General features: G+C 68.7%; 17 protein-coding genes. 8 read left to right on the plus strand and 9 right to left on the minus strand.

Annotated features, from left to right (window positions below; all coding sequences use genetic code 11):
- The first annotated feature begins 21 nt into the window (after positions 1–21).
- Positions 22–1,293, plus strand: a complete 1,272-nt coding sequence (locus ACQVBX_RS12265) for a nucleotide sugar dehydrogenase (protein ID WP_431634368.1) — start codon at positions 22–24, stop codon at positions 1,291–1,293.
- A gap of 3 nt (positions 1,294–1,296) precedes the next feature.
- Here ACQVBX_RS12265 and ACQVBX_RS12270 read toward each other — a convergent pair whose 3' ends face one another.
- Positions 1,297–1,641, minus strand: a complete 345-nt coding sequence (locus ACQVBX_RS12270; protein ID WP_431634370.1) for a Rieske (2Fe-2S) protein — start codon at positions 1,639–1,641, stop codon at positions 1,297–1,299.
- Positions 1,642–1,719: 78 nt separating this feature from the next.
- On the opposite strand from ACQVBX_RS12270, the gene ACQVBX_RS12275 reads away from it, so the two are divergent.
- The 4 genes from ACQVBX_RS12275 (at position 1,720) to ACQVBX_RS12290 (ending at position 5,429) form a co-directional block, all read left to right on the plus strand.
- Positions 1,720–1,995 (plus strand): hypothetical protein, encoded by a 276-nt coding sequence (locus ACQVBX_RS12275; protein WP_431634371.1) that lies wholly within the window; start codon positions 1,720–1,722, stop codon positions 1,993–1,995.
- Positions 1,996–2,086: 91 nt separating this feature from the next.
- Positions 2,087–2,986 carry a methylated-DNA--[protein]-cysteine S-methyltransferase gene (locus tag ACQVBX_RS12280; protein WP_431634373.1) on the plus strand — a complete coding sequence of 300 codons (900 nt, stop codon included), beginning with the start codon at positions 2,087–2,089 and terminating at the stop codon, positions 2,984–2,986.
- Between the two features lie 33 nt (positions 2,987–3,019).
- Positions 3,020–3,928: a drug/metabolite exporter YedA gene (gene yedA, locus ACQVBX_RS12285; RefSeq protein WP_431634374.1), complete on the plus strand. Its 909-nt coding sequence runs from the start codon at positions 3,020–3,022 to the stop codon at positions 3,926–3,928.
- 88 nt (positions 3,929–4,016) lie between these two features.
- Positions 4,017–5,429 carry a short-chain fatty acid transporter gene (locus tag ACQVBX_RS12290; protein WP_431634376.1) on the plus strand — a complete coding sequence of 471 codons (1,413 nt, stop codon included), beginning with the start codon at positions 4,017–4,019 and terminating at the stop codon, positions 5,427–5,429.
- A 100-nt stretch (positions 5,430–5,529) separates the two neighbouring features.
- Here ACQVBX_RS12290 and ACQVBX_RS12295 read toward each other — a convergent pair whose 3' ends face one another.
- The 4 genes from ACQVBX_RS12295 to ACQVBX_RS12310 all read right to left on the minus strand — a co-directional run bounded on the left by ACQVBX_RS12295 (position 5,530) and on the right by ACQVBX_RS12310 (position 10,089).
- Positions 5,530–6,852, minus strand: a complete 1,323-nt coding sequence (locus tag ACQVBX_RS12295; protein ID WP_431634377.1) for an ABC transporter permease — start codon at positions 6,850–6,852, stop codon at positions 5,530–5,532.
- Between the two features lie 11 nt (positions 6,853–6,863).
- On the minus strand, positions 6,864–8,027 hold the full coding sequence (locus ACQVBX_RS12300) for an ABC transporter permease (protein ID WP_431634378.1): 1,164 nt from the start codon (positions 8,025–8,027) through the stop codon (positions 6,864–6,866).
- A 10-nt stretch (positions 8,028–8,037) separates the two neighbouring features.
- Entirely contained in the window at positions 8,038–8,724 is a 687-nt protein-coding gene (locus ACQVBX_RS12305; protein ID WP_431634379.1) for an ABC transporter ATP-binding protein, read from the minus strand.
- Positions 8,725–8,847: 123 nt separating this feature from the next.
- Positions 8,848–10,089, minus strand: a complete 1,242-nt coding sequence (locus ACQVBX_RS12310) for an efflux RND transporter periplasmic adaptor subunit (RefSeq protein WP_431634380.1) — start codon at positions 10,087–10,089, stop codon at positions 8,848–8,850.
- Between the two features lie 158 nt (positions 10,090–10,247).
- Here ACQVBX_RS12310 and ACQVBX_RS12315 point away from each other — a divergent pair, with 158 nt between their 5' ends.
- The 3 genes from ACQVBX_RS12315 to ACQVBX_RS12325 all read left to right on the plus strand — a co-directional run bounded on the left by ACQVBX_RS12315 (position 10,248) and on the right by ACQVBX_RS12325 (position 13,127).
- Positions 10,248–10,934, plus strand: a complete 687-nt coding sequence (locus ACQVBX_RS12315; RefSeq protein ID WP_431634381.1) for a fumarylacetoacetate hydrolase family protein — start codon at positions 10,248–10,250, stop codon at positions 10,932–10,934.
- A 240-nt stretch (positions 10,935–11,174) separates the two neighbouring features.
- A complete protein-coding gene (gene mscL, locus ACQVBX_RS12320) occupies positions 11,175–11,597 on the plus strand; it encodes a large-conductance mechanosensitive channel protein MscL (RefSeq protein WP_431634383.1) in 423 nt (140 codons plus the stop codon).
- An 87-nt stretch (positions 11,598–11,684) separates the two neighbouring features.
- The gene (locus tag ACQVBX_RS12325; RefSeq protein ID WP_431634384.1) at positions 11,685–13,127 is read left to right on the plus strand and encodes a M20/M25/M40 family metallo-hydrolase; all 1,443 of its coding nucleotides are present in this window, start codon (positions 11,685–11,687) and stop codon (positions 13,125–13,127) included.
- Positions 13,128–13,233: 106 nt separating this feature from the next.
- On the opposite strand, the gene ACQVBX_RS12330 is transcribed toward ACQVBX_RS12325, so the two are convergent.
- The 4 genes from ACQVBX_RS12330 to ACQVBX_RS12345 all read right to left on the minus strand — a co-directional run bounded on the left by ACQVBX_RS12330 (position 13,234) and on the right by ACQVBX_RS12345 (position 18,555).
- Complete coding sequence (locus tag ACQVBX_RS12330; protein WP_431634385.1) at positions 13,234–13,629, minus strand: hypothetical protein; 396 nt, start codon at positions 13,627–13,629, stop codon at positions 13,234–13,236.
- 66 nt (positions 13,630–13,695) lie between these two features.
- Positions 13,696–16,794: an efflux RND transporter permease subunit gene (locus tag ACQVBX_RS12335; RefSeq protein ID WP_431634387.1), complete on the minus strand. Its 3,099-nt coding sequence runs from the start codon at positions 16,792–16,794 to the stop codon at positions 13,696–13,698.
- Between the two features lie 33 nt (positions 16,795–16,827).
- Positions 16,828–17,946, minus strand: coding sequence for an efflux RND transporter periplasmic adaptor subunit (locus tag ACQVBX_RS12340; RefSeq protein WP_431634389.1), 1,119 nt, complete (start codon positions 17,944–17,946; stop codon positions 16,828–16,830).
- 132 nt (positions 17,947–18,078) lie between these two features.
- A complete protein-coding gene (locus ACQVBX_RS12345; protein ID WP_431634390.1) occupies positions 18,079–18,555 on the minus strand; it encodes a MarR family winged helix-turn-helix transcriptional regulator in 477 nt (158 codons plus the stop codon).
- Positions 18,556–18,614 lie beyond the last annotated feature (59 nt).

Raw genomic sequence — 18,614 nt, forward strand, 5'->3', positions numbered from 1 at the left:
CGAGTCACGGAACCGAATCGCATGGTGAATCCTTCTCGGCTGGGCATCGTAGGCCTGGGCTATGTCGGCCTGCCGCTGGCGGTGGAGTTCGGTCGGCTGCTGCCCACGGTGGGTTTCGACACCAGCGCCGAGCGCGTCGCCGCCTTGCGCGCCGGCATCGACCACACGCGCGAAACCTCGTCCGACGAGCTGCGCGCGGCCAGCCAGCTGCAGCTCAGCGCCGATGCTTCCGCGCTGGCCGATTGCAACGTGTTCATCGTCACCGTGCCGACCCCGGTGGACGAGGCGAACCGGCCCGACCTGACGCCGCTGGAGCAGGCCAGCGCCACCATCGGCGGCGTGCTCAAGCGCGGCGACATCGTGATCTACGAATCCACCGTGTACCCGGGCACCACCGAAGAAGTGTGCGTGCCGGTGCTGGAACGCGTGTCGGGCCTGCGCTTCAACGTGGATTTCTTCTGCGGCTACAGCCCCGAGCGGATCAACCCGGGCGACCGCCAGCATCGCCTCGCCACGATCACCAAGATCACCTCCGGCTCGACCCCCGAGGTGGCCGATGCAGTCGACGCGCTGTACCGGCGCATCATCACCGCCGGCACGCACAAGGCACCCAGCATCAAGGTGGCCGAAGCGGCCAAGGTGATCGAGAACACCCAGCGCGACGTCAACATCGCGCTGATCAACGAGCTGGCGATGATCTTCGACACCATGGGCATCGACACCCAGGACGTGCTCGACGCCGCCGGTACCAAGTGGAACTTCCTGCCGTTCCGCCCCGGCCTGGTCGGCGGCCACTGCATCGGCGTGGACCCGTACTACCTCACCCACAAGGCAACGGTGCTGGGCTACCACCCGGAGCTGATCCTCGCCGCACGGCGCATCAACAGTCGCATGGGCCTGCACGTGGCGCACCAGGTGATGCGGCTGATGGCGAACAAGCGCATCCACGTGGTGGGCTCGCGCATCCTGGTGCTGGGGCTCACCTTCAAGGAGAACTGCCCGGACCTGCGCAACACCCGGGTGGTGGAGATCGTGCGCGAGCTGGAGGCGGCGCACGCCACGGTAGACGTCTACGACCCTTGGGCCGACGCCGACGAGGCCGAACGCAAGCTCAGCCTACGACCGATCGAACAGCCCGCGGCGAACAGCTACGACGCGATCGTGCTGGCGGTGGCGCACCAGCAGTTCGTCGCGCTGGATGCCGCCGCGATCCGCGCCTGGGGCCGCGAGGCCTGCGCGGTGTTCGACATCAAGAGCGCGCTGCCGCCAGGTCTGGCCGACGCGCGGCTCTAGCCCTCACGAAGCGAGGCGCACCTCGCCATCGACCACGGCGACGGCGACCCGCCGCAGCTCCTGGCCGCGGCATGGGCCGCCGATGCACCAGCCGGTGGATGCAGTGAAACTGGCACCATGTGCGGCGCAGATCAGCGCTCCCTTGCTGATCAGGAACTTGCCCGGCGCCCAGTCCAGCCGCCGCCCCGCGTGCGGGCAGATGTTGAGGTACGCATGCACGGCGGCACCTTGTCGCAGCACGATCAGGTTCTCAGGCCCGTCGGGCAGTGCCGCATCGACGGCAATGGCCTCGCCATCGGGAATGTCGTCCAGCCGGCAGAGCGGGCGGGCGGTCTCACTTCTATCCATCGGCACTTGTCTCGGAGGCACGCAGGCCTCATCGTTGCACGCGTAAGTCGTTGATTTTACCACACGGATTTTTAACACATGCGCTTCGTCCTGCCTGCCCCGCGTCGTGCCCGCCACCCGCTCGTCCGCGCCCTGTCGGTGCTGATTGGCCTCGCCGTGGTGGGCGTGTTGATGGTGTTCGGCCTGATGGTTGCCGGCGTGCTGCTGGTCGGCGGCCTCGTGCTGCTGGCGGTTCGCCAGTGGAAGCTGCGCGCCGGCGCGCCCGTGCGCGGCGCTGCCCGTCCGTCGCATCGCACCCAGACCCTGGAAGGCGAGTTCGTGGTGCTGCACGAAGGCCGCCGCACCGCGCATTGAGCGCATCCGGACCGCGGTGACGCGCAAGATCCGGATGGCTCGCGCCGCACCCGCCGCGTAGCCTTGGGCGCATCCTCTCCCGGATGCTGCCATGACCAAGCCCACCACCGATGCCGCCCTCGAGCGCGTTCGCGCGCGGATCGAGCAGTGCGACGCGCTGCCTACCCTGAGCGAACTGGCGGCCGCCGCCGGCCTCAGCGCGACGCACCTGCAGCGGGCGTTTCGCCGCCGCTACGGCGTCAGCCCCGCCGAGTACCACCGCGCCCGCCGCTTCAATCAGCTGCGCCAGTCGCTGCGCGACGGCAGCGCGGTAACCGAAGCGGTCTACGACGCGGGCTTCGGCTCGGCCAGCCGCGTCTATGAGCACAGCGATCGCCTGCTCGGCATGACGCCGGCCAGCTACCGCGCTGGCGGCGCCGGCGCGAGCATCCGCTACACCATCACCGCCACGCCGCTGGGGCAGTTGCTGGTCGCCGCCACCACGCGCGGCCTGTGCGCCGTGTCGCTGGGAGAGAGCGACGACGCCCTCGAAGCGCGACTGGCGCAGGAGTTTCCCCATGCCGAGCGCGAGCGCGTCGACGCCGGCCGCGAGGAATGGCTGGACGCGGTGATCGCCCGCATCGCTCACGAGCTGGGCTGGAGCGAGGCGGAGGCGCCGGCGCTGCCGCCGATCGACGTGGCCGCCACCGCCTTCCAGTGGCGTGTGTGGCAGGCGCTCACGCGCATCCCGGAGGGCAGCACGCGCAGCTACGGCGAGCTGGCCAGCGAGCTGGGCATGCCCAAGGCGGCCCGCGCCATCGGCCAGGCCTGCGGCAGCAACCGGCTGGCGCTGATCGTGCCCTGCCACCGCGTGGTGCGCGAGGACGGCTCGCCCGGCGGCTGGCGCTGGGGCGTGGAGCGCAAGGTGCAGTTGCTTGCCCGCGAACGCGCCGCGTCGCTGCCTCGCGATGCCAGCCGTGCCCCTCGTGCGGCGCGCCGCGCTCGCGGATAATGACGCGCCCTCCCCCGCGCGACTTCCCCACGCATGTCCCTGCCAGCTTCCGCGTCCGGTGCACGCGGCCCCGTCGATGAGCGCGTGCTGATCCCGCTTGCCCTGCTCGCGCTCTATGTGATCTGGGGCTCGACCTATCTCGGCATCCGCTACGCGCTGGAAAGCTACCCACCGTTCCTGCTGGCCGGCGTGCGCTTTCTCGGTGCGGGCGTACTGCTCTACGGCTTCCTGCGCCTGCGCGGCATGGCCGCCCCGACCGCACGGCAGTGGCGCAACGCCGCGTTCACCGGCGTGCTGCTGCTGGGCTTCGGCAACGGCTTGGTGTGCTTTGCCGAGCAGCGCGTGAGCTCGGGCATCGCCGCCGTGGCGGTGGCCAGCATGCCGCTGTTCGCCGCGCTGTTCGCCGGCCTGTACGGGCAGTGGGCCACGCGGCGCGAAACGATCGGCCTACTGGTCGGCTTCGCCGGCGTGATCGTGCTGAACCTGGGCAGCGGGTTGTCCGGCTCGCGGATCGGCGCGCTCGCACTGATCACCGCGGCGATGTGCTGGGCCTTCGGCTCGGCGTGGAGCCGCCGCCAGGACATGCCGGCCGGCCCGATGAACACCGCCGCGCAGATGCTCTGCGCCAGCGTGGCCCTGCTCGGCGTGGGTTACGCCGCCGGCGAGCACCTGCCGGACCACCCCACCGTGCGCGCCACCGCCGCCGTGGTCTACCTCGCCCTGTTCGGCTCCATCGTCGCCTTCAGCGCCTACCTCTACGTGCTCAAGCACGCGCGCCCCGCCGTGGCCACCAGCTACGCCTACGTGAATCCACCGGTCGCGGTGCTGTTCGGCGTGCTGTTCGCGGGTGAGCACGTGGGCCCGTTCGATCTGGCCGGCATGGCGGTGATCCTGCTCGGCGTGGGGGTGATCACGCTGGCGCGGCAGAAGCGCAGCGCCTGACGCCACGGCTCGCTGCTCCACCTTGGTCGGCTTGCCGGCCTCGGTACACGCGCGCCACCATGCCCGCTTCCCTCGAAGGAGCGCAGGCATGTCCACCACGAACGAAGGTCTGCTGGCACGCGCGGCCCTGCGCAGTGCTGCGTGGTCGGAGAAGTGGTTTCCCGATGCGTGGGTGTTTGCGGCCCTCGGCGTGGTGATCGTGGCGCTGGCGGTGCTGGGCATGGGCGGCACGCCGACGGCGACGGTGAACGCGTTTGGCGACGGCTTCTGGAGCCTGATCCCGTTCACCATGCAGATGGCGTTCGTGGTGATTGGCGGCTATGTGCTGGCCACCGCGCCGGTCGTCGCTCGCTTCATCGATACCCTCGCGCAGCTGCCGCGCTCGGGGCGCGGCGCCGTCGTCTACGTGGGGCTGATCAGCATGCTTGCCTCGTTGCCGAGCTGGGGTTTCTCGCTGGTGTTCGGCGGCCTGCTGGTGCGTGCGCTGGCGCGGCGCAGCGACCTGCGGATGGACTATCGCGCCGCGGGCGCGGCGGCGTATCTCGGCCTGGGCGCGGTGTGGGCGATGGGGCTGTCGTCCTCGGCCGCGCAGCTGCAGGCCAACCCGAAGAGCATGCCGCCGGGACTGCTGAACATCACCGGCGTGCTGCCCTTCACCCAGACGATCTTCCTGTGGCAATCGATCGTGCTGACCGCCGCGCTGATTGCCGTGTCGCTGCTGATCTGCTGGTTCACCGCACCATCGGACGCCAACGCGCGCGTGGCGCAGGATTTCGGTGTGAGCGAGACCCCGCTGCCTGCGCTGCCACCGCGCACGCGTCCCGGCGAATGGCTGGAATACAACCCGCTGCTGGCCGTGCTGATCGGCGCTTTGGGGCTGGGCTGGCTCGGTTTCCAGTTCGCCAGCAAGCCGGCGATCACCGTGGTGGCCGATCTCAACACCTACAACTTTCTGTTCCTCACACTCGGCCTGTTGCTGCACTGGCGCCCGCGCAGCTTTCTCGATGCGGTGGCGCGCGCGCTGCCGAGCACGGCCGGCGTGTTGATCCAGTTTCCGCTGTACGGCGGCATCGCCGCGCTGCTGACCAAAGCCACCGGCGCGGACGGCCAGACGCTGGCGCACCACCTGTCCGGCCTGTTCGTGCGCGTGGCGTCCACCGACAGTTTCCCGGCGGTGATGGGCGCGTACTCCGCCGTGCTGGGCTTCTTCGTGCCGTCCGGCGGCGGCAAGTGGTTGGTGGAGGCGCCGTACGTAATGCAGGCGGCGAACGACCTGCACGTGCATCTGGGTTGGGCGGTACAGGTCTACAACGCTGCCGAGGCACTACCCAACCTGATCAACCCGTTCTGGATGCTGCCGCTGCTGGGCGTGCTCGGCCTGAAGGCACGCGATGTGGTCGGCTACACCTTCATGCAGCTGCTGGTGCATGTGCCGCTGGTGCTGGGGCTGTTGTGGCTGCTGGGCTTGACGCTGACCTACCTGCCGCCGGTGATGCCGTGATCCCGATGTAGGAGCCCGCTCGCGGGCGATGCTCTTGGCTTTGATGTCGATTCAGAGCGAAGAGCATCGCCCGCGAGCGGGCTCCTACAGGGGGCGGCGGTCAGAGTTCGCGCAGCGCCGTGGTCACCGGCAGGCGCGCGGCACGCACGGCGGGGAACAGGCCGCCGATGAAGCCGATCGCCATCGCCCACTTGATGCCTGTCCATAGCAACTGCGGCGATACCTTGAACTGGAACACCACCTGGCTGAAGTTGGAGCCCAGGGTGGAAGCGGTGTAGCCGTTGAAGATCAGCCAGGTGACGAAGCCACCGAGCAGCCCGCCGAGCAGGGCCAGCAGCATCGTTTCCAGCAGCACCGACACCACCACCGGCACGCCGCGGAAGCCGATCGCGCGCAGCGTGGCGATCTCCCGGGCGCGCGCAGCGACCGCGGCAAACATGGTGTTCAGCGCGCCGAACACGGCGCCGATCGCCATGATGATGCCCACGGTGAGGCCGACGATGCGGATCAACTTGGTCAGCCCTTCGGACTGCTTGGCGAAGTACTCGCGGGTGGTGGTGACATCCACCTTGATGCGCGGATCGCTGAGCAGGGCCGCCTTGAACGTGTCGAACGCCTTGGGTGAGGTGAGGCGCACGGTCACCGACTGTGCACTGGAGCCACGCCGGTAGGCCGAGGCGACGGTCTGCATGTCGCCCCACAATTCCGAGTCATGCGAATCGTTGGAGGCGAACGCACCCACCACGGTCCACGGCTGGCCGGCGAGGCGGATCTGGTGCCCTACTTCCAGCCCCGCGAATTGGCGCTGTGCCCCCTGCCCCACCACCAGTTCGCGCAGGCCGGGCTTGAAGCGGCGGCCCTCGGTGATGTGCACGTTCGGGCGCAGCGCCCACGCCGCATCGCCGACGCCGCGGATCTGCACGTTGGCTTCCACGCTGGGATCGTTCTTCTTGGCCAGGTTCGCCACCACCGAGATCTCGGCCGAGGCCACCGGCTTGCCGTCGGCATCGCGCGCCACGCCGGGCGCCTGTTCGATCACGTTGAGGCTGTCGCGTTCCAGCACCGAGTTGAGCTCGGCTGCCGAGCCGCCGCGCAGCACGATGGCGGTGTCGTCGCTGCCGGTCTGCTGCAGCGTGGCGGCGAAACCGTCGCCCATCGCCAGCATCGCCACCAGTACGCCGACCACACCGGCGATGCCGATCACGATCACCGACGAGGCGCCGATGCGCTGGCCCAGCGTGCTGATGCCCACGCGGGTCACTGAGAGCGTCTGCCGCCCGCGGCGGAACAACACCAGCCAGAGCACCAGCAGCACGGCGAGCCCGCCGACCGCGACCAGCGGCAGATGCGTCCAGATCGCCAGCACCGCGGCGAGCAGCACCAGCAGGCCAAGGTTGCCCAGAAAGCTGAGAAATTTTTTCATGATGAATCTCCTCAGCGGCCCGCGAGGGCGTCGACAATGTTCAGGCGCATCGCGCGCATCGCCGGCAGTGCGCCGACCACCAGGCCGATCAGCACCATCAGCCCCACCCCGATCGCCCAACTGGTGGCGCCGACCGGCGGCAGATTCACCATGCCGCCGCTGCCCTTGCTCACCGCCGGCGCCAGCACCGAGGCGATGCCCAGCCCGATCGCACCGCCCAGCGCCAGCAGTAGCACCGATTCGGCCAGCACCATGCCGAGCACGCCGTGGCTGGAAAAGCCGATCGTCTTGAGCACCGCCAGTTCGGACGTACGCTCGCGCACCGCCTGCGCCATGGTGTTGCCGGTCAGCAGGATCAGGGTGAAGAACACCGCGCCCATGATCGCTGTGACGATCAGGCCGATGTCGCCCAGTTGCTTGGCGAACGAGGCGCTGAAGGCCTGCTCGGTCTGGGTCTTGGTCTCGTGGTCGGAATTGGCCGAGATCGCGTCGATCGCCTTGGCCACGCTGTCGGCAGCGTTCGGGTCGGCGAGTTGGTCGATGTACCAGCCCATCTCGTGGCGCGCGTAGAGGTTGGCCTCGTCGAAATACTTCCAGTGCAGCAGGAACAGCTGGTCCACGCCGTTGGCGGCCCCCTTGCCGACGCTGTAGATGCCGACGATGTCGAACTGCCAGGTCTTGTCGCCGTTCTTCTGCGGGAAGATCGTCGACTGCAGCGGGATCTTGTCGCCCACCTTCCAGCCGTATTTCTTCGCCAGCACCGGACCGATCACCACGCCGGTGCGGGTGCTGTCGAACGCCTTGCGCTGCTCTGGCGTCAGCTGGATCTCCGGATAGACGTCCAGATAGTTCGGGCTCACCGCGTAGCTGAAGACGAAGTTCTTCGGATCCTGATAGATGCCGCCGAACCAGTTGGCGTAGGCCACGTCACGCACGCCTGGCACGCCGGCGATGCGCGACTGCAGCGCCTGCGGCAGCGACTGGATGATCGAGTAGCGCGAGGCGGTGATCAGCCGATCCACGCCCACCACGCTCTTGCTGCCGCTGTCGAAGGCGGTGCGCACCGCGTCGAGCATGCCGAACAGCAGGAACGCGGTGATGATGGACACCAGGGTGAGGAAGGTGCGCGTCTTGCGGCGGAACAACGCCGCCCAGATGAGATGCAGGTATTTCATCGCCGCCTCCTCAGGCCGTGGCCTGCTCGACCAACGAGCCCTTGTCCAGGTGCAGCACGTGGTCGGCGTACTCGGCCGCCTTGGGATCGTGGGTGACCATCACGATGGTCTTGCCGTGCTCGCGGTTGAGCGTGCGCAACAGGCCCAATACATCCTCGGCGGACTGGCGATCGAGATCGCCGGTGGGCTCGTCGCACACCAGCAACGTCGGGTCGGAGACGATGGCGCGGGCGATCGCCACACGTTGCTGCTGGCCGCCGGACAGTTCGCTGGGCTTGTGCGAGGCGCGTTCAGCCAGGCCCACCAGCTGCAGCGCGATGGCCGCGTTCTTCTTGCGCTGCGCGGCCGACAGCTTGGTCAGCAGCAGCGGCAGCTCGACGTTGCGCTGCGCGCTGAGCATCGGCATCAGGTTGTAGAACTGGAAGATGAAGCCCACGTTGGCCGCGCGCCATTTCGCCAGCGCGCCGGCGCCGAGCTGGTCGATGCGCTGCCCGCCGACGGTGATGCTGCCGGCACTGGGCGTGTCCAGGCCGCCGATCAGATTCAGCAAAGTGGTTTTGCCCGAACCCGACGGCCCCATCAGTGCCAGGAAGTCGCCTCGCGCGATGGAGAGGTCGACGTGGTGCAGCACTTCCACCTTCTGCTTGCCGCGTTCATAGACCTTGGCCAGGTCGTGGATCTCGATCAGCGTTTCCATGGTGCGTTCTCCTGCGTGGATGAGTGGCCCGCTGTAGGAGCCCGCTCGCGGGCGATGCTTTTGCTCCTGATCTGCATCAAAGCCAAGAGCATCGCCCGCGAGCGGGCTCCTACATGAGGCGTGTCAGGGTGGGGTGGACGTCTGGACGGCCGAACCGTCGCGCAGGTTCGCCGGCGGCGAGATCACGACGCTGTCCCCAGGGTTCACCGCCTCGGGCAGCAGGCGCAGGTCGCCGTAGGTCTGCGGCGCGGGTGTCACCGTGCGCTGGCGCGCCACGGCGCCCTGCACCACGAACACCACGGGCTTGCCATCGCGCTGCGTGATCGCGGCGGCCGGCACCAGCACGCCCTTGGGCGACGCGGCGGCGACGGCCTCCTTGTGCTCCAGGAAGGCCACCCGCACGCCCATGTCCGGCACGATGCGTGCGTCCTTCGCCTCCAGCGCCACGCGCACCTTGATCGTTGCCTTGCCGCGATCGGCGGCCGGCACGATGGCGATGACGTGGGCGGGAATGCGCCAGTCGGGGTAGGCGTCGAGCACCGCCTCGGCCGGCATGTCCGGCTGCACGCGCCCGATGTAGGCCTCGTTGACGTCGACGTCGATCTCCAGCGAGTCCATGTCCACGATGGTGCCCACGCCGGTGCGGGTGAAGCCGCCGCCGGCCGAGAGCGGCGAGACGATCTCGCCGACCTGGGCGGCCTTGTCGGTCACCACACCGGCGAACGGCGCGCGCACCACGGTGTAGTCGTAGTTGACCTGCGCCACCTGGGCCTGCGCCTGCGCGGCGGCCACCTGGCGGCGCTGCGCCTCGAGTTGGGCCCGGTAGCTGGCCACTGCGGTACGTGCCTGCTCGGCCGCCTGCTTGGATACCAGCCCGCGCCCCACCAGGGCGTCCTGCCGCGCCGCGTCGGCACGCGCCTGCTCCAGTTGCGCCTGCAGTTGCGCCACCTGCGCCTGTGTCGCCTGTACGCTGGCGCGCGCCGCGTCGAGGTTGGCGCGGTAACCGCTATCCTCCAGCCGCGCCAGCACCTGGCCCTTGGTCACGTGATCACCCTCTTCGATCAGCACTTCGGTCAGCGTGCCAGTGATCTGCGCCGACACGGTGGCCTGGCGCCGCGCGGTGACATAGCCGGTGGCTTCGAGCACGGCGCCGGCCTCGGCCTGCTTGCCCGGGCTGGCAGCCACCGCCGTCTGCACCGGCACCGGGCGATGCGCCTGCCACCACCATCCGCCTACGCCCACGCACAGCAGCAGCACGAGCACCACGCCAAGCGCGATCCAGCGACCACGATGGCCGCTGCCACCGCTTTCTTCGCGCTGGTTGCGATCGATGCGCAGTTGCTTCAACAGTTCCGCGTTGTCCACAAGTACTCCCCGGCCGGCCCACCCCGGCGCATCCTGGCGACAAGCCTGAAGTGTGCACCCACCGAAAGGCAGCGGCGCCCATCAGGCATCGCCCGTGACAGCTGTCACTCGTCGCTGGCGCGATCGCCGCAGCGCGCGGCCCTGCTACGCTTTCGCGCATGACCTACGCCATCACGCCTCCGCCCGTACCCAGCCTGCCGATCGTCGGCAGCGACCAGCGCTTCCCGGTGCGCCGCATCTTCTGCATCGGCCGCAACTACGCCGACCATGCGCGCGAGATGGGCGCCGTGGTGGAGAAGGACACGCCGTTGTTCTTCTGCAAGCCCGCCGATGCCCTGGTCACCGACGGTGCCGACGTGCCCTACCCGCAGGCCACCGTCGATCTGCACCACGAGGTGGAGATGGTGGTGGCGTTGGGCGCCGGTGGTCACGACCTGTCGCCGGAAGCTGCCGCCGCGCTGGTGTGGGGCTACGGCGTGGGGCTGGACCTCACCCGCCGCGATCTGCAGGCGGTCGCCAAGGCCAAGAGCCATCCGTGGGACGTGGCCAAGGCGTTCGACCACTCCGCGCCGATGTCGGCGCTGGTGCCGGCAACCGCAGCCGCGGTGCATGCATCTACCGTGCTGCAGTTGGAGGTGAACGGCGCGCGGCGCCAGCACACCCCACTGGGCGAGATGGTGCACAGCGTGCCGGAGATCCTCGCCGCGCTGTCGCGGCTGTTCGAGCTGAAGGCCGGCGACCTGGTGTTCACCGGCACCCCGGCCGGCGTCGCGGCGCTGCAACGCGGCAACCGCTTCCATGCCGAACTGGTGGGCGTGGCGACACTGGACGGCCGCGTCGTTTGAGCGTGGCTCGCCTGTTGCCTCCCCGGCCACTGCGCCGGCAGCCTGTCGGGCTTTGGTGGTCGAGGCGAGAATTCGGCTGTGCGAGGACAGATTTCTGACGATTCGCCGGCCCATAGTGGTTCTATGGGGAAAGAAACGGCAGGAGTATGGACCGCACAGCCGAATTCGCAGCCCGGCCAACCAAAGCCCGAGAGGCTGCTAGAGTCGCCCGGTCATCCACTCACCCTGGGAGGGGTAGCCATGGGCATGCTCAAGGAGTTCAAGGAATTCGCCATGCGCGGCAACGTGATCGACCTCGCCGTGGGCGTGGTGATCGGCGGCGCGTTCGGCAAGATCGTCACCTCGCTGGTGAACGACGTGATCATGCCGCCGATCGGACTGCTCACCGGCGGCGTCGATTTCTCGGACATGAAGTGGGTGCTCAAACCCGCCGACAACACCGACCCGGCGCACAAGGTGGCCGAGGTGGCGGTGAACTACGGCATGTTCATCAACACGCTGATCCAGTTCCTGATCGTCGCCTTTGCGATCTTCCTGCTGGTCAAGGCGATCAACCGTCTCAGCCGCAAGCAGGAGGAGGCCGCCCCACCGGCAGCGCCGCCGGCCGACGTGGTGCTGCTGACCGAGATTCGCGATCTGCTGAAGAACCGCCCGCAGGCTTGAGGCCCGGTTCCGGCCGCAAGCATGACTTGTGGCCTAAGCGGCCCGTGGGCGCCCCGCCATAATCGGGGTTTGCCCACGGAGTTCGCCATGCGCCGCCTTCGCCTGTCCCTGCTCGCTGCCAGCGTCGTACTGGCCAGCTCCGCATCCGCCTTCGCCGCCGATGCACCCACCGTGATCCCCGCCGCCGCTGTGCACACGGCCGAGCAGCTGCGCGACAAGGCGATGCACGACGACACCGCCTACCGCATCGTCGAAGGCCTCACCACCGAGATCGGCCCGCGCCTCGCCGGCGGCCCCAACGACCAGCGCGCGCGCGACTGGGTGGTGGCGAAGATGAAGGCGCTGGGCTTCGACAAGGTCTACACCGAGCCGGTGAGCTATCCGTTGTGGGAGCGCCGCAGCGAGAGCGGCGCCATCGTGGCACCGTTCCCGCAGAAGCTGGTGCTCACCGCGCTGGGCTATTCGCCGGCCACGCCCAAGGGCGGGCTCACTGCGCAGGTGGTGGCCTTTCCCACGCTGGACGCGCTCAAGGCCGCCGATCCGGCCAGCATCAAAGGGCGCATCGTCTACGTCGGCGCACGCATGCAGCGTCATAAGGATGGGCGCGACTACGGGATCGGCTCGCCGATCCGTACCCAGGGCCCGGTGATTGCCCAGGCCAAGGGCGCCGCCGGCTTCCTGCTGCGCTCGGCCGGCACCGATCCGCACAGCCGCGCGCCGCACACTGGCGTCACCGGCTTCACCGATCCGGCCAAGACGATTCCCGCCGCGGCGCTGGCCGAGCCCGACGCCGACCAGCTCGAGCGCGTGCTCGCGCACGGCCAGCCAGTGCAGGTGAAGATGGAGCTGGATTGCGGCATCACCGGCCAGTACACCGGCGCCAACGTGATCGGCGAGATCACCGGCCGCAAGTATCCGAAACAGGTCGTCGACATCGGCGGCCACCTGGATTCCTGGGACCCCGGCACCGGCGCGATCGACGACGGCGCCGGCGTGGCCATCGCCATGGGCGCGGCCAAGCTGATCCATGACCTGCCGCAGCGACCGGACCGCACCGTGCGCGTGATCGCCTTCGCCAACGAGGAGATGGGTCTGTTCGGTGGTCGGGCGTACGCCGACAAGCACGCAGCCGACGTGGCCAACCACGTGCTGGGCACCGAATCGGATTTCGGCGCCGGCCGCATCTGGCGCATGAGCGCCAGCGTGAAGCCGAGCGCGCGCGGCGCGATCGAGCAGATCGCCAAGGTGCTGGCGCCGATCGGCGTGGCCTACGACGCCGACAAGCCCGGCGGCGGCGGCTCGGATCTGTCGCAGATGCATGCCAAGGGCATGGCCGCGCTGTCGCTCACCCAGGACGGCACCTACTACTTCGACTGGCACCACACGTCGGAGGACACGCTGGACAAGATCGACCCCGCCGACCTGGCGCAGAACGTTGCGGTCTACGCGGCGTATGCGTACATGGCGGCGCAGGCCAAGGGCGACTTCGGCTCGGCGCCCGGCGCCTTCCCCGGCGAGCAGGGCGAGTAACCCCGCCCGTCGTGTAGGAGCCCGCTCGCGGGCGATGCTTTTGGCTTTGATGTGGCATCAGGGCGAGAAGCATCGCCCGCGAGCGGGCTCCTACAGATGGAAAGCGCTAGCGCGTGTAGTGCAGCTTGGCGTCCACCAGCACCTTCGGAAAGCAGAAGGTCTTCGGGCGCACGGTGATCGCCACCGGCATCAGCACCTCCTTCTCCACGCCGCCGACGCTGTCGCACGTCGCGCCCGGGGCCAGCTCGTAGTGGATGACGCGCGCGGTGTACTGCGGGCAGACGTCGCCGCAGGGATACTCCGCCACCACCCGCTGGCCGTGATGCCGGCCGAGCTCGACCGTGGTGTGCATCAACGTGGCCTTGTCCCACGGCTGCTTCGCATACGCCAGCAACGCGGCGTCATCGAGTGGACCGGGCGTCGCTGCGCGGCTGGCGCAGGCGCCGAGTGCCAGGGCCAGCAGTGCGGTGGTGCCGATCCATGTCGCGTAGTGATTGCGCATCGCCGTCATCTCCCATGCCGGAAAGCGGCAGCTTATCCCGCCCGGGCGTGAACGCGATGCGTCCGCTCACGCCTCGCTGATCTGCGTCTGCCGTGCCGGCAACTTGCCGCGATGCTGCAGGCGATCGAGATACAGATAGATCACCGGCGTCAGGTACAGCGTGAGCACCTGCGACACCAGCAGGCCACCGACTACCGCCAGGCCCAGCGGCCGACGCACCTCGGCGCCCGCGCCGATGCCCAGTGCGATCGGCAGCGTGCCGGCGAATGCGGCCATGGTGGTCATCATGATCGGGCGGAAACGCACGCGGCAGGCCTCGAAGATCGCCTGCGCCGGCGCCATGCCCTCCTCGCGCTGCCGCTCCAGCGCGAAGTCGATCAGCATGATGGCGTTCTTCTTCACGATGCCGATCAGCATCACGATGCCGACGAAGGCAAACAGGTCCAGCGAGGCCTGGAACACCACCAGCGTGAGCAGCGCGCCGACCGCCGCAGCCGGCAGGCCGGAGAGGATCGTCAGCGGGTGGATGAAGCTCTCGTACAGGATGCCCAGCACCAGGTAGATCACGAACACCGCCAGCAACAGCAGCAGGCCCATGCCCTGGATGGAATCCTGGAACGCCTGCGCGGTGCCCTGCACGCTGCCGGTGATCGTCGCCGGCAGACGGATACCCGCCATCGCCTGCTCAATGCTCGACACCGCTTCGCTCAGCGACACGCCCGGCGCCAGGTTGAACGACACCGTCACCGCCGGCAACTGACCCTGGTGGTTGACCGTGAGTACCTCCGGCTGACGCCTGAACGTGGCCACCGCATTGAGCGGCACCAGCTTGCCGCTGCTGGCGGTGACATAGATGCGCGAGAGCACGTCCGGATCGCTCTGCAGGCGGCGCTCCACCTGCAGGATCACCCAGTACTGGGTGGCCGAGCCGTAGATGGTGGACACCTGGTTGGTGCCGAACGCCGCCCCCAGCGCGCTCTGCACCTGCGCCATGGTGAGGCCCAGCGGTGCGAGCTTGTCGCGATCCACGTCCACCGCGATCGACGGGCTGTTGAGATCCAGGTCGGTGGTGACGTCCTGAAAGCCGGGCAGACCGCGGAAAGCGCCGACCACCTTGTCGCTCCAGGCGTAGAGCGCCGGCAGGTCGACCGACTGCAGGGTGTACTGGTACTGCGCCTTGCTCTGCCGGCCGCCGATCTGGATCGCCGGCGGGTTGGCGATGTAGGTGCGGATGCCCGGCACCACGGCGAACTTCTTACGCAGCTCCTGGATGATCTGGTCCGGCGTGAGCTGGCGCTCGTGGGTCGGCTTGAGCTTGAGCAGCAAGGTGCCGTTGTTGACCGTGCTGCGCGGCCCGCCGGCGCCCACGCTGGACATGTAGCCGTCCAGATTGGGGTCCTTCGCCACGATCGCCGCCAGTTGCTGCTGGCGCGCCACCATCGCGTCGAAGGAGACGTCCTGCGGGCCTTCGGTGGTGACGCGCAGCAGGCCGTTGTCGCCGGCGGGAATGAAATCCTTCGGCGCCACCATGAACAGCAGGGCGGTGGCCAGCAGGCTCACGGCAAAGCCGGCCAGCACCAGCCGCGGACGGTCCATGCACCAGCGCAGGCTGCCGGTATAACCGCGCTGTACGGCGCTGAAGCCGCGGTCGAAACCGGCGATCAGCCAGTTCTTGCTTCCGTGGTGGTGCGCCTTGACGAAGCGACTGCACAGCATCGGCGTGAGCGTGATCGCCACCACGCCGGAGATGAGGATCGCCACGCTGATGGTCACCGCGAACTCGTGGAACAGCCGCCCCACGATGCCGCCCATGAACATCACCGGGATGAACACGGCGATCAGCGACAGCGTCATGGAGAAGATGGTGAAGCCGATCTCGCCGGCGCCCTTCACGGCCGCCTCGTACGGACGCTCGCCCGCCTCGATGTGGCGCACGATGTTCTCCAGCATCACGATCGCATCGTCCACCACGAAGCCCACCGCCAGGGTCAGCGCCAGCAGCGACAGGTTATCCAGGCTGTAGCCCAGTGCGGACATCGCGCCGAACGTGCCGACCACCGAGATCGGCAGCGCCACCGCGGGAATCAGCGTGGCCGAGAGGTTGCCCAGGAACAGATAGATCACGCCCACCACCAGCACGCCGGCCAGCAGCAGCGTGAACTGCACGTCGTCCACCGACTCGCGGATGGATTGGGAGCGGTCGTACAGCGTGGCCAGCTTCACGGACGGCGGCAGGGTGGCGACGAAACCCGGCAGCAGCGCCTTGATGCGCTGGACCGTTTCGACCGTGTTGGCACCCGGCTGGCGCGAGATGGCCAGGATCACCGCGCGCTCGCCGTTGTACCAGCTGGCCGCCTGGTCGTTCTGCACGCTGTCGCGCGCCGCGCCGAGGTCGCCTACGTGCACGGGCGCACCGTTGCGCCACGTCACCACCACGCCGTTGTAGGCGGCCGCGCGCATCAGCTGGCCGTCGCTGCGGATCGGCAATTGCTGGCGCTGCCCGTACAGCGACCCGGTGGCCTGGTTGACGTTGGCGTCGGCGATCGCGCTCTGCACCTGATCGATGCCGATGCCGGCGGCGGCGAGCTTGTCCGGATCGACGCTGATGCGCACGGCGTACTTCTGCGCGCCGTACACGTTCACCTGCGCCACGCCGTCGACCATCGACAGCCGCTGCGCCAGTTCGGTCTCGGCGTACTCGTCTACCTGCGACAGCGGCAGCGTGTCCGAACGCATGGTGAGGAACAGGATCGGCGCGTCGGCGGGGTTCACCTTGCGGAAGGTGGGCGGCGTGGGCATCTCGCGCGGCAGCTGGCGCTGCGCGGCGGAGATCGCCGACTGCACGTCCTGCGCGGCGCCGTCGATGCTGCGATTGAGATCGAAGGTGAGCGTGATCGAGGTCGAGCCCAGGGCGCTGGTCGAGCTCATCGAGGCGATGCCGGCAATCGTCGACAATTGCGCTTCCAGCGGCGTGGCGACCGCCGAGGCCATGGTTTCCGGCGACGCGCCGGGCAGGCTGGCACTGATGCTGATGGTGGGGAAGTCGACGTTCGGCAGCTCGTTCACCGGCAACCGCGGATAGGCCACGACGCCGAACACCAGCAGCGCCGCCATCAGCAGCGTGGTCATCACCGGGCGGCGGATGCACAGCTCGGGAATGTTCATGCCGTCACCTCGTTGCTGCCGGCACGCGCGCCATCACTTCGCCACATGGGCCTTGGCTCCGTCGGCCAGCAGCATCTGCCCTTCCACCACCACCTGCTCGCCGGGCGTCACGCCCTTGTCGATCACTTGGCGGTCGCCCTGCGTGGGGCCGGTTTCCACATAACGCTGCTGCACGGTGCCGTCAGCACCCAGCACGAACACGAAGCTGCCCTTGGAGGAACTCTGCAGCGCCGGCACCGGCACCGTGACCACACCCGTCAGGTGCGTGGTGGGCAGGCTCACCTGCACGTACTGGCCGGGCGTGAGGCGGCGTGAGGCGTTGTCGAAGCGGGCCTTGAGCGTGATCGTGCTGGTCGCCGCGTCCACCGCGTTGTCGACGAATTCCAGCGTGCCGCGCAGCGGCCGGCCGTGATCACCGGCGACGGTCGCCTGCACGGTCACCGCACCGCGCGCCAGGGCCGTGCGCACGGCCGGCAGGGAATCCTGCGGAATGGCGAAGGTGACGCGCACCGGATCGTCCTGATTGAGCACGAACAGGTCGGTGGCATCGGCGGTGACCTGCGCGCCCGGCCACACCAGCGGGGCACCGACCACGCCGTCGAACGGCGCCACGATGCGCGCGTAGTCGAGCTGGGTCTGCGCCAGCTCCTGCGCGGCGAGGTCGCTCTGCAGCGCGGCGCGCGCCACCGCGAGGTTGGCCTTATAGGTGTCGAAATCGGCCTTGGACACAAAGCCCTTGGCGAGCAGATCGGTGTAGCGCTGCTGGTCGGCCTGGGCCTTCTGCAGCTGGGCGCGATCGCGCGCCACCACGCCGCGCGCCTGGTCGAGCTGGGCCTTCAGCAGACGCGGATCGATCTGCGCCAGCACGTCGCCCTTGCGCACGTGCGCGCCGGGGGTGAAGCCCAGCGACTGCAGCTGACCGGAAACCCGCGCACGCAGCGTCACCGTGGACCATGCCTCCACACGGCCCACCAGGGTCAGCGTCAGATCCAGATCGCCGCAGGTGGCCGCGCTCACCTGCACCGGTACCGACGACCTTGCGCCCGCAGCCGGCGCTGGCGCGCTCTGCCGGGTGCGGTGGCTGAACAGGTAGGCAGCCAGCGCCACCAGCGCGAGCACGACAAACAGCAGAAGGGCTTTCTTGCGGGACATGCAGGGGAGTTCTCGGGAAGCGCGTCGCGAACCCTACGGCACCGTTGTGCGCGCGGATTCAGGCCAGGTGTGCGTGTGCGCCACGTGGCGCGGCGCACAGCCTCGTTTCAAACGCCCCAGGACGGCTGCGGTTTACTCGCGCTCGTCGTGACTTTCGGCAGGGTCGCCAGCACCCTGGTCCAGCGCCTGCAGGTTGTCCTTGATCCGCTCAAGCACGGCCAGCGCCTGCGCCAGCTCGTCGTAGTCGATGCCCTGGGTGGCGTCCTTGCGCAGGCCGCGACCGATCTCCTCCATGTCGCCGATCACCGCGCGTGCCTGCTCGGTGGGATACAACCGCCAGGCGCGGCGGTCACGCGGATCGGGGCGACGCTCGACGAAGCCCGCCGCCTGCAGGCGATCGATCACACGGCCGACCGCAATCGGCTCCATCTCCAGGTTCTCGGCCAGCTCGGTCTGGCGCAGCCCTTCGCGATGATGGAGCATCTTGGTGGCCCGCCACTGCGCGCGGGTCAGCCCGAACTTCACCGCACGGCGGTCGAAGTGCTTGCGGAACAGCAGCGTCACATCGTTGAGCAGGTAGCCGAACGGGAGATCTTCGGTTTTCGCCATGTTTGCCGTGCACTCCGGACCAACCAACGCTGTGAGCATACGTGCCCTCCGATGGACAG

The sequence above is a fragment of the Dyella thailandensis genome (genome assembly GCF_050749815.1).
Taxonomy (GTDB): Bacteria; Pseudomonadota; Gammaproteobacteria; order Xanthomonadales; family Rhodanobacteraceae; genus Dyella_A.

Bases quoted from the DNA above. Each gene is read 5' to 3' on its own strand.
- mscL (WP_431634383.1), top strand. From the start codon at position 11,175: ATGGGCATGCTCAAGGAGTTCAAGGAATTCGCCATGCGCGGCAACGTG.
- ACQVBX_RS12315 (WP_431634381.1), top strand. From the start codon at position 10,248: ATGACCTACGCCATCACGCCTCCGCCCGTACCCAGCCTGCCGATCGTC.
- ACQVBX_RS12270 (WP_431634370.1), bottom strand. From the start codon at position 1,641: ATGGATAGAAGTGAGACCGCCCGCCCGCTCTGCCGGCTGGACGACATT.
- ACQVBX_RS12290 (WP_431634376.1), top strand. From the start codon at position 4,017: ATGTCCACCACGAACGAAGGTCTGCTGGCACGCGCGGCCCTGCGCAGT.
- ACQVBX_RS12305 (WP_431634379.1), bottom strand. From the start codon at position 8,724: ATGGAAACGCTGATCGAGATCCACGACCTGGCCAAGGTCTATGAACGC.
- ACQVBX_RS12340 (WP_431634389.1), bottom strand. From the start codon at position 17,946: ATGTCCCGCAAGAAAGCCCTTCTGCTGTTTGTCGTGCTCGCGCTGGTG.
- ACQVBX_RS12295 (WP_431634377.1), bottom strand. From the start codon at position 6,852: ATGAAAAAATTTCTCAGCTTTCTGGGCAACCTTGGCCTGCTGGTGCTG.
- ACQVBX_RS12300 (WP_431634378.1), bottom strand. From the start codon at position 8,027: ATGAAATACCTGCATCTCATCTGGGCGGCGTTGTTCCGCCGCAAGACG.
- ACQVBX_RS12325 (WP_431634384.1), top strand. From the start codon at position 11,685: ATGCGCCGCCTTCGCCTGTCCCTGCTCGCTGCCAGCGTCGTACTGGCC.
- ACQVBX_RS12265 (WP_431634368.1), top strand. From the start codon at position 22: ATGGTGAATCCTTCTCGGCTGGGCATCGTAGGCCTGGGCTATGTCGGC.
- ACQVBX_RS12275 (WP_431634371.1), top strand. From the start codon at position 1,720: ATGCGCTTCGTCCTGCCTGCCCCGCGTCGTGCCCGCCACCCGCTCGTC.
- ACQVBX_RS12280 (WP_431634373.1), top strand. From the start codon at position 2,087: ATGACCAAGCCCACCACCGATGCCGCCCTCGAGCGCGTTCGCGCGCGG.
- ACQVBX_RS12330 (WP_431634385.1), bottom strand. From the start codon at position 13,629: ATGCGCAATCACTACGCGACATGGATCGGCACCACCGCACTGCTGGCC.
- ACQVBX_RS12335 (WP_431634387.1), bottom strand. From the start codon at position 16,794: ATGAACATTCCCGAGCTGTGCATCCGCCGCCCGGTGATGACCACGCTG.
- yedA (WP_431634374.1), top strand. From the start codon at position 3,020: ATGTCCCTGCCAGCTTCCGCGTCCGGTGCACGCGGCCCCGTCGATGAG.
- ACQVBX_RS12345 (WP_431634390.1), bottom strand. From the start codon at position 18,555: ATGGCGAAAACCGAAGATCTCCCGTTCGGCTACCTGCTCAACGATGTG.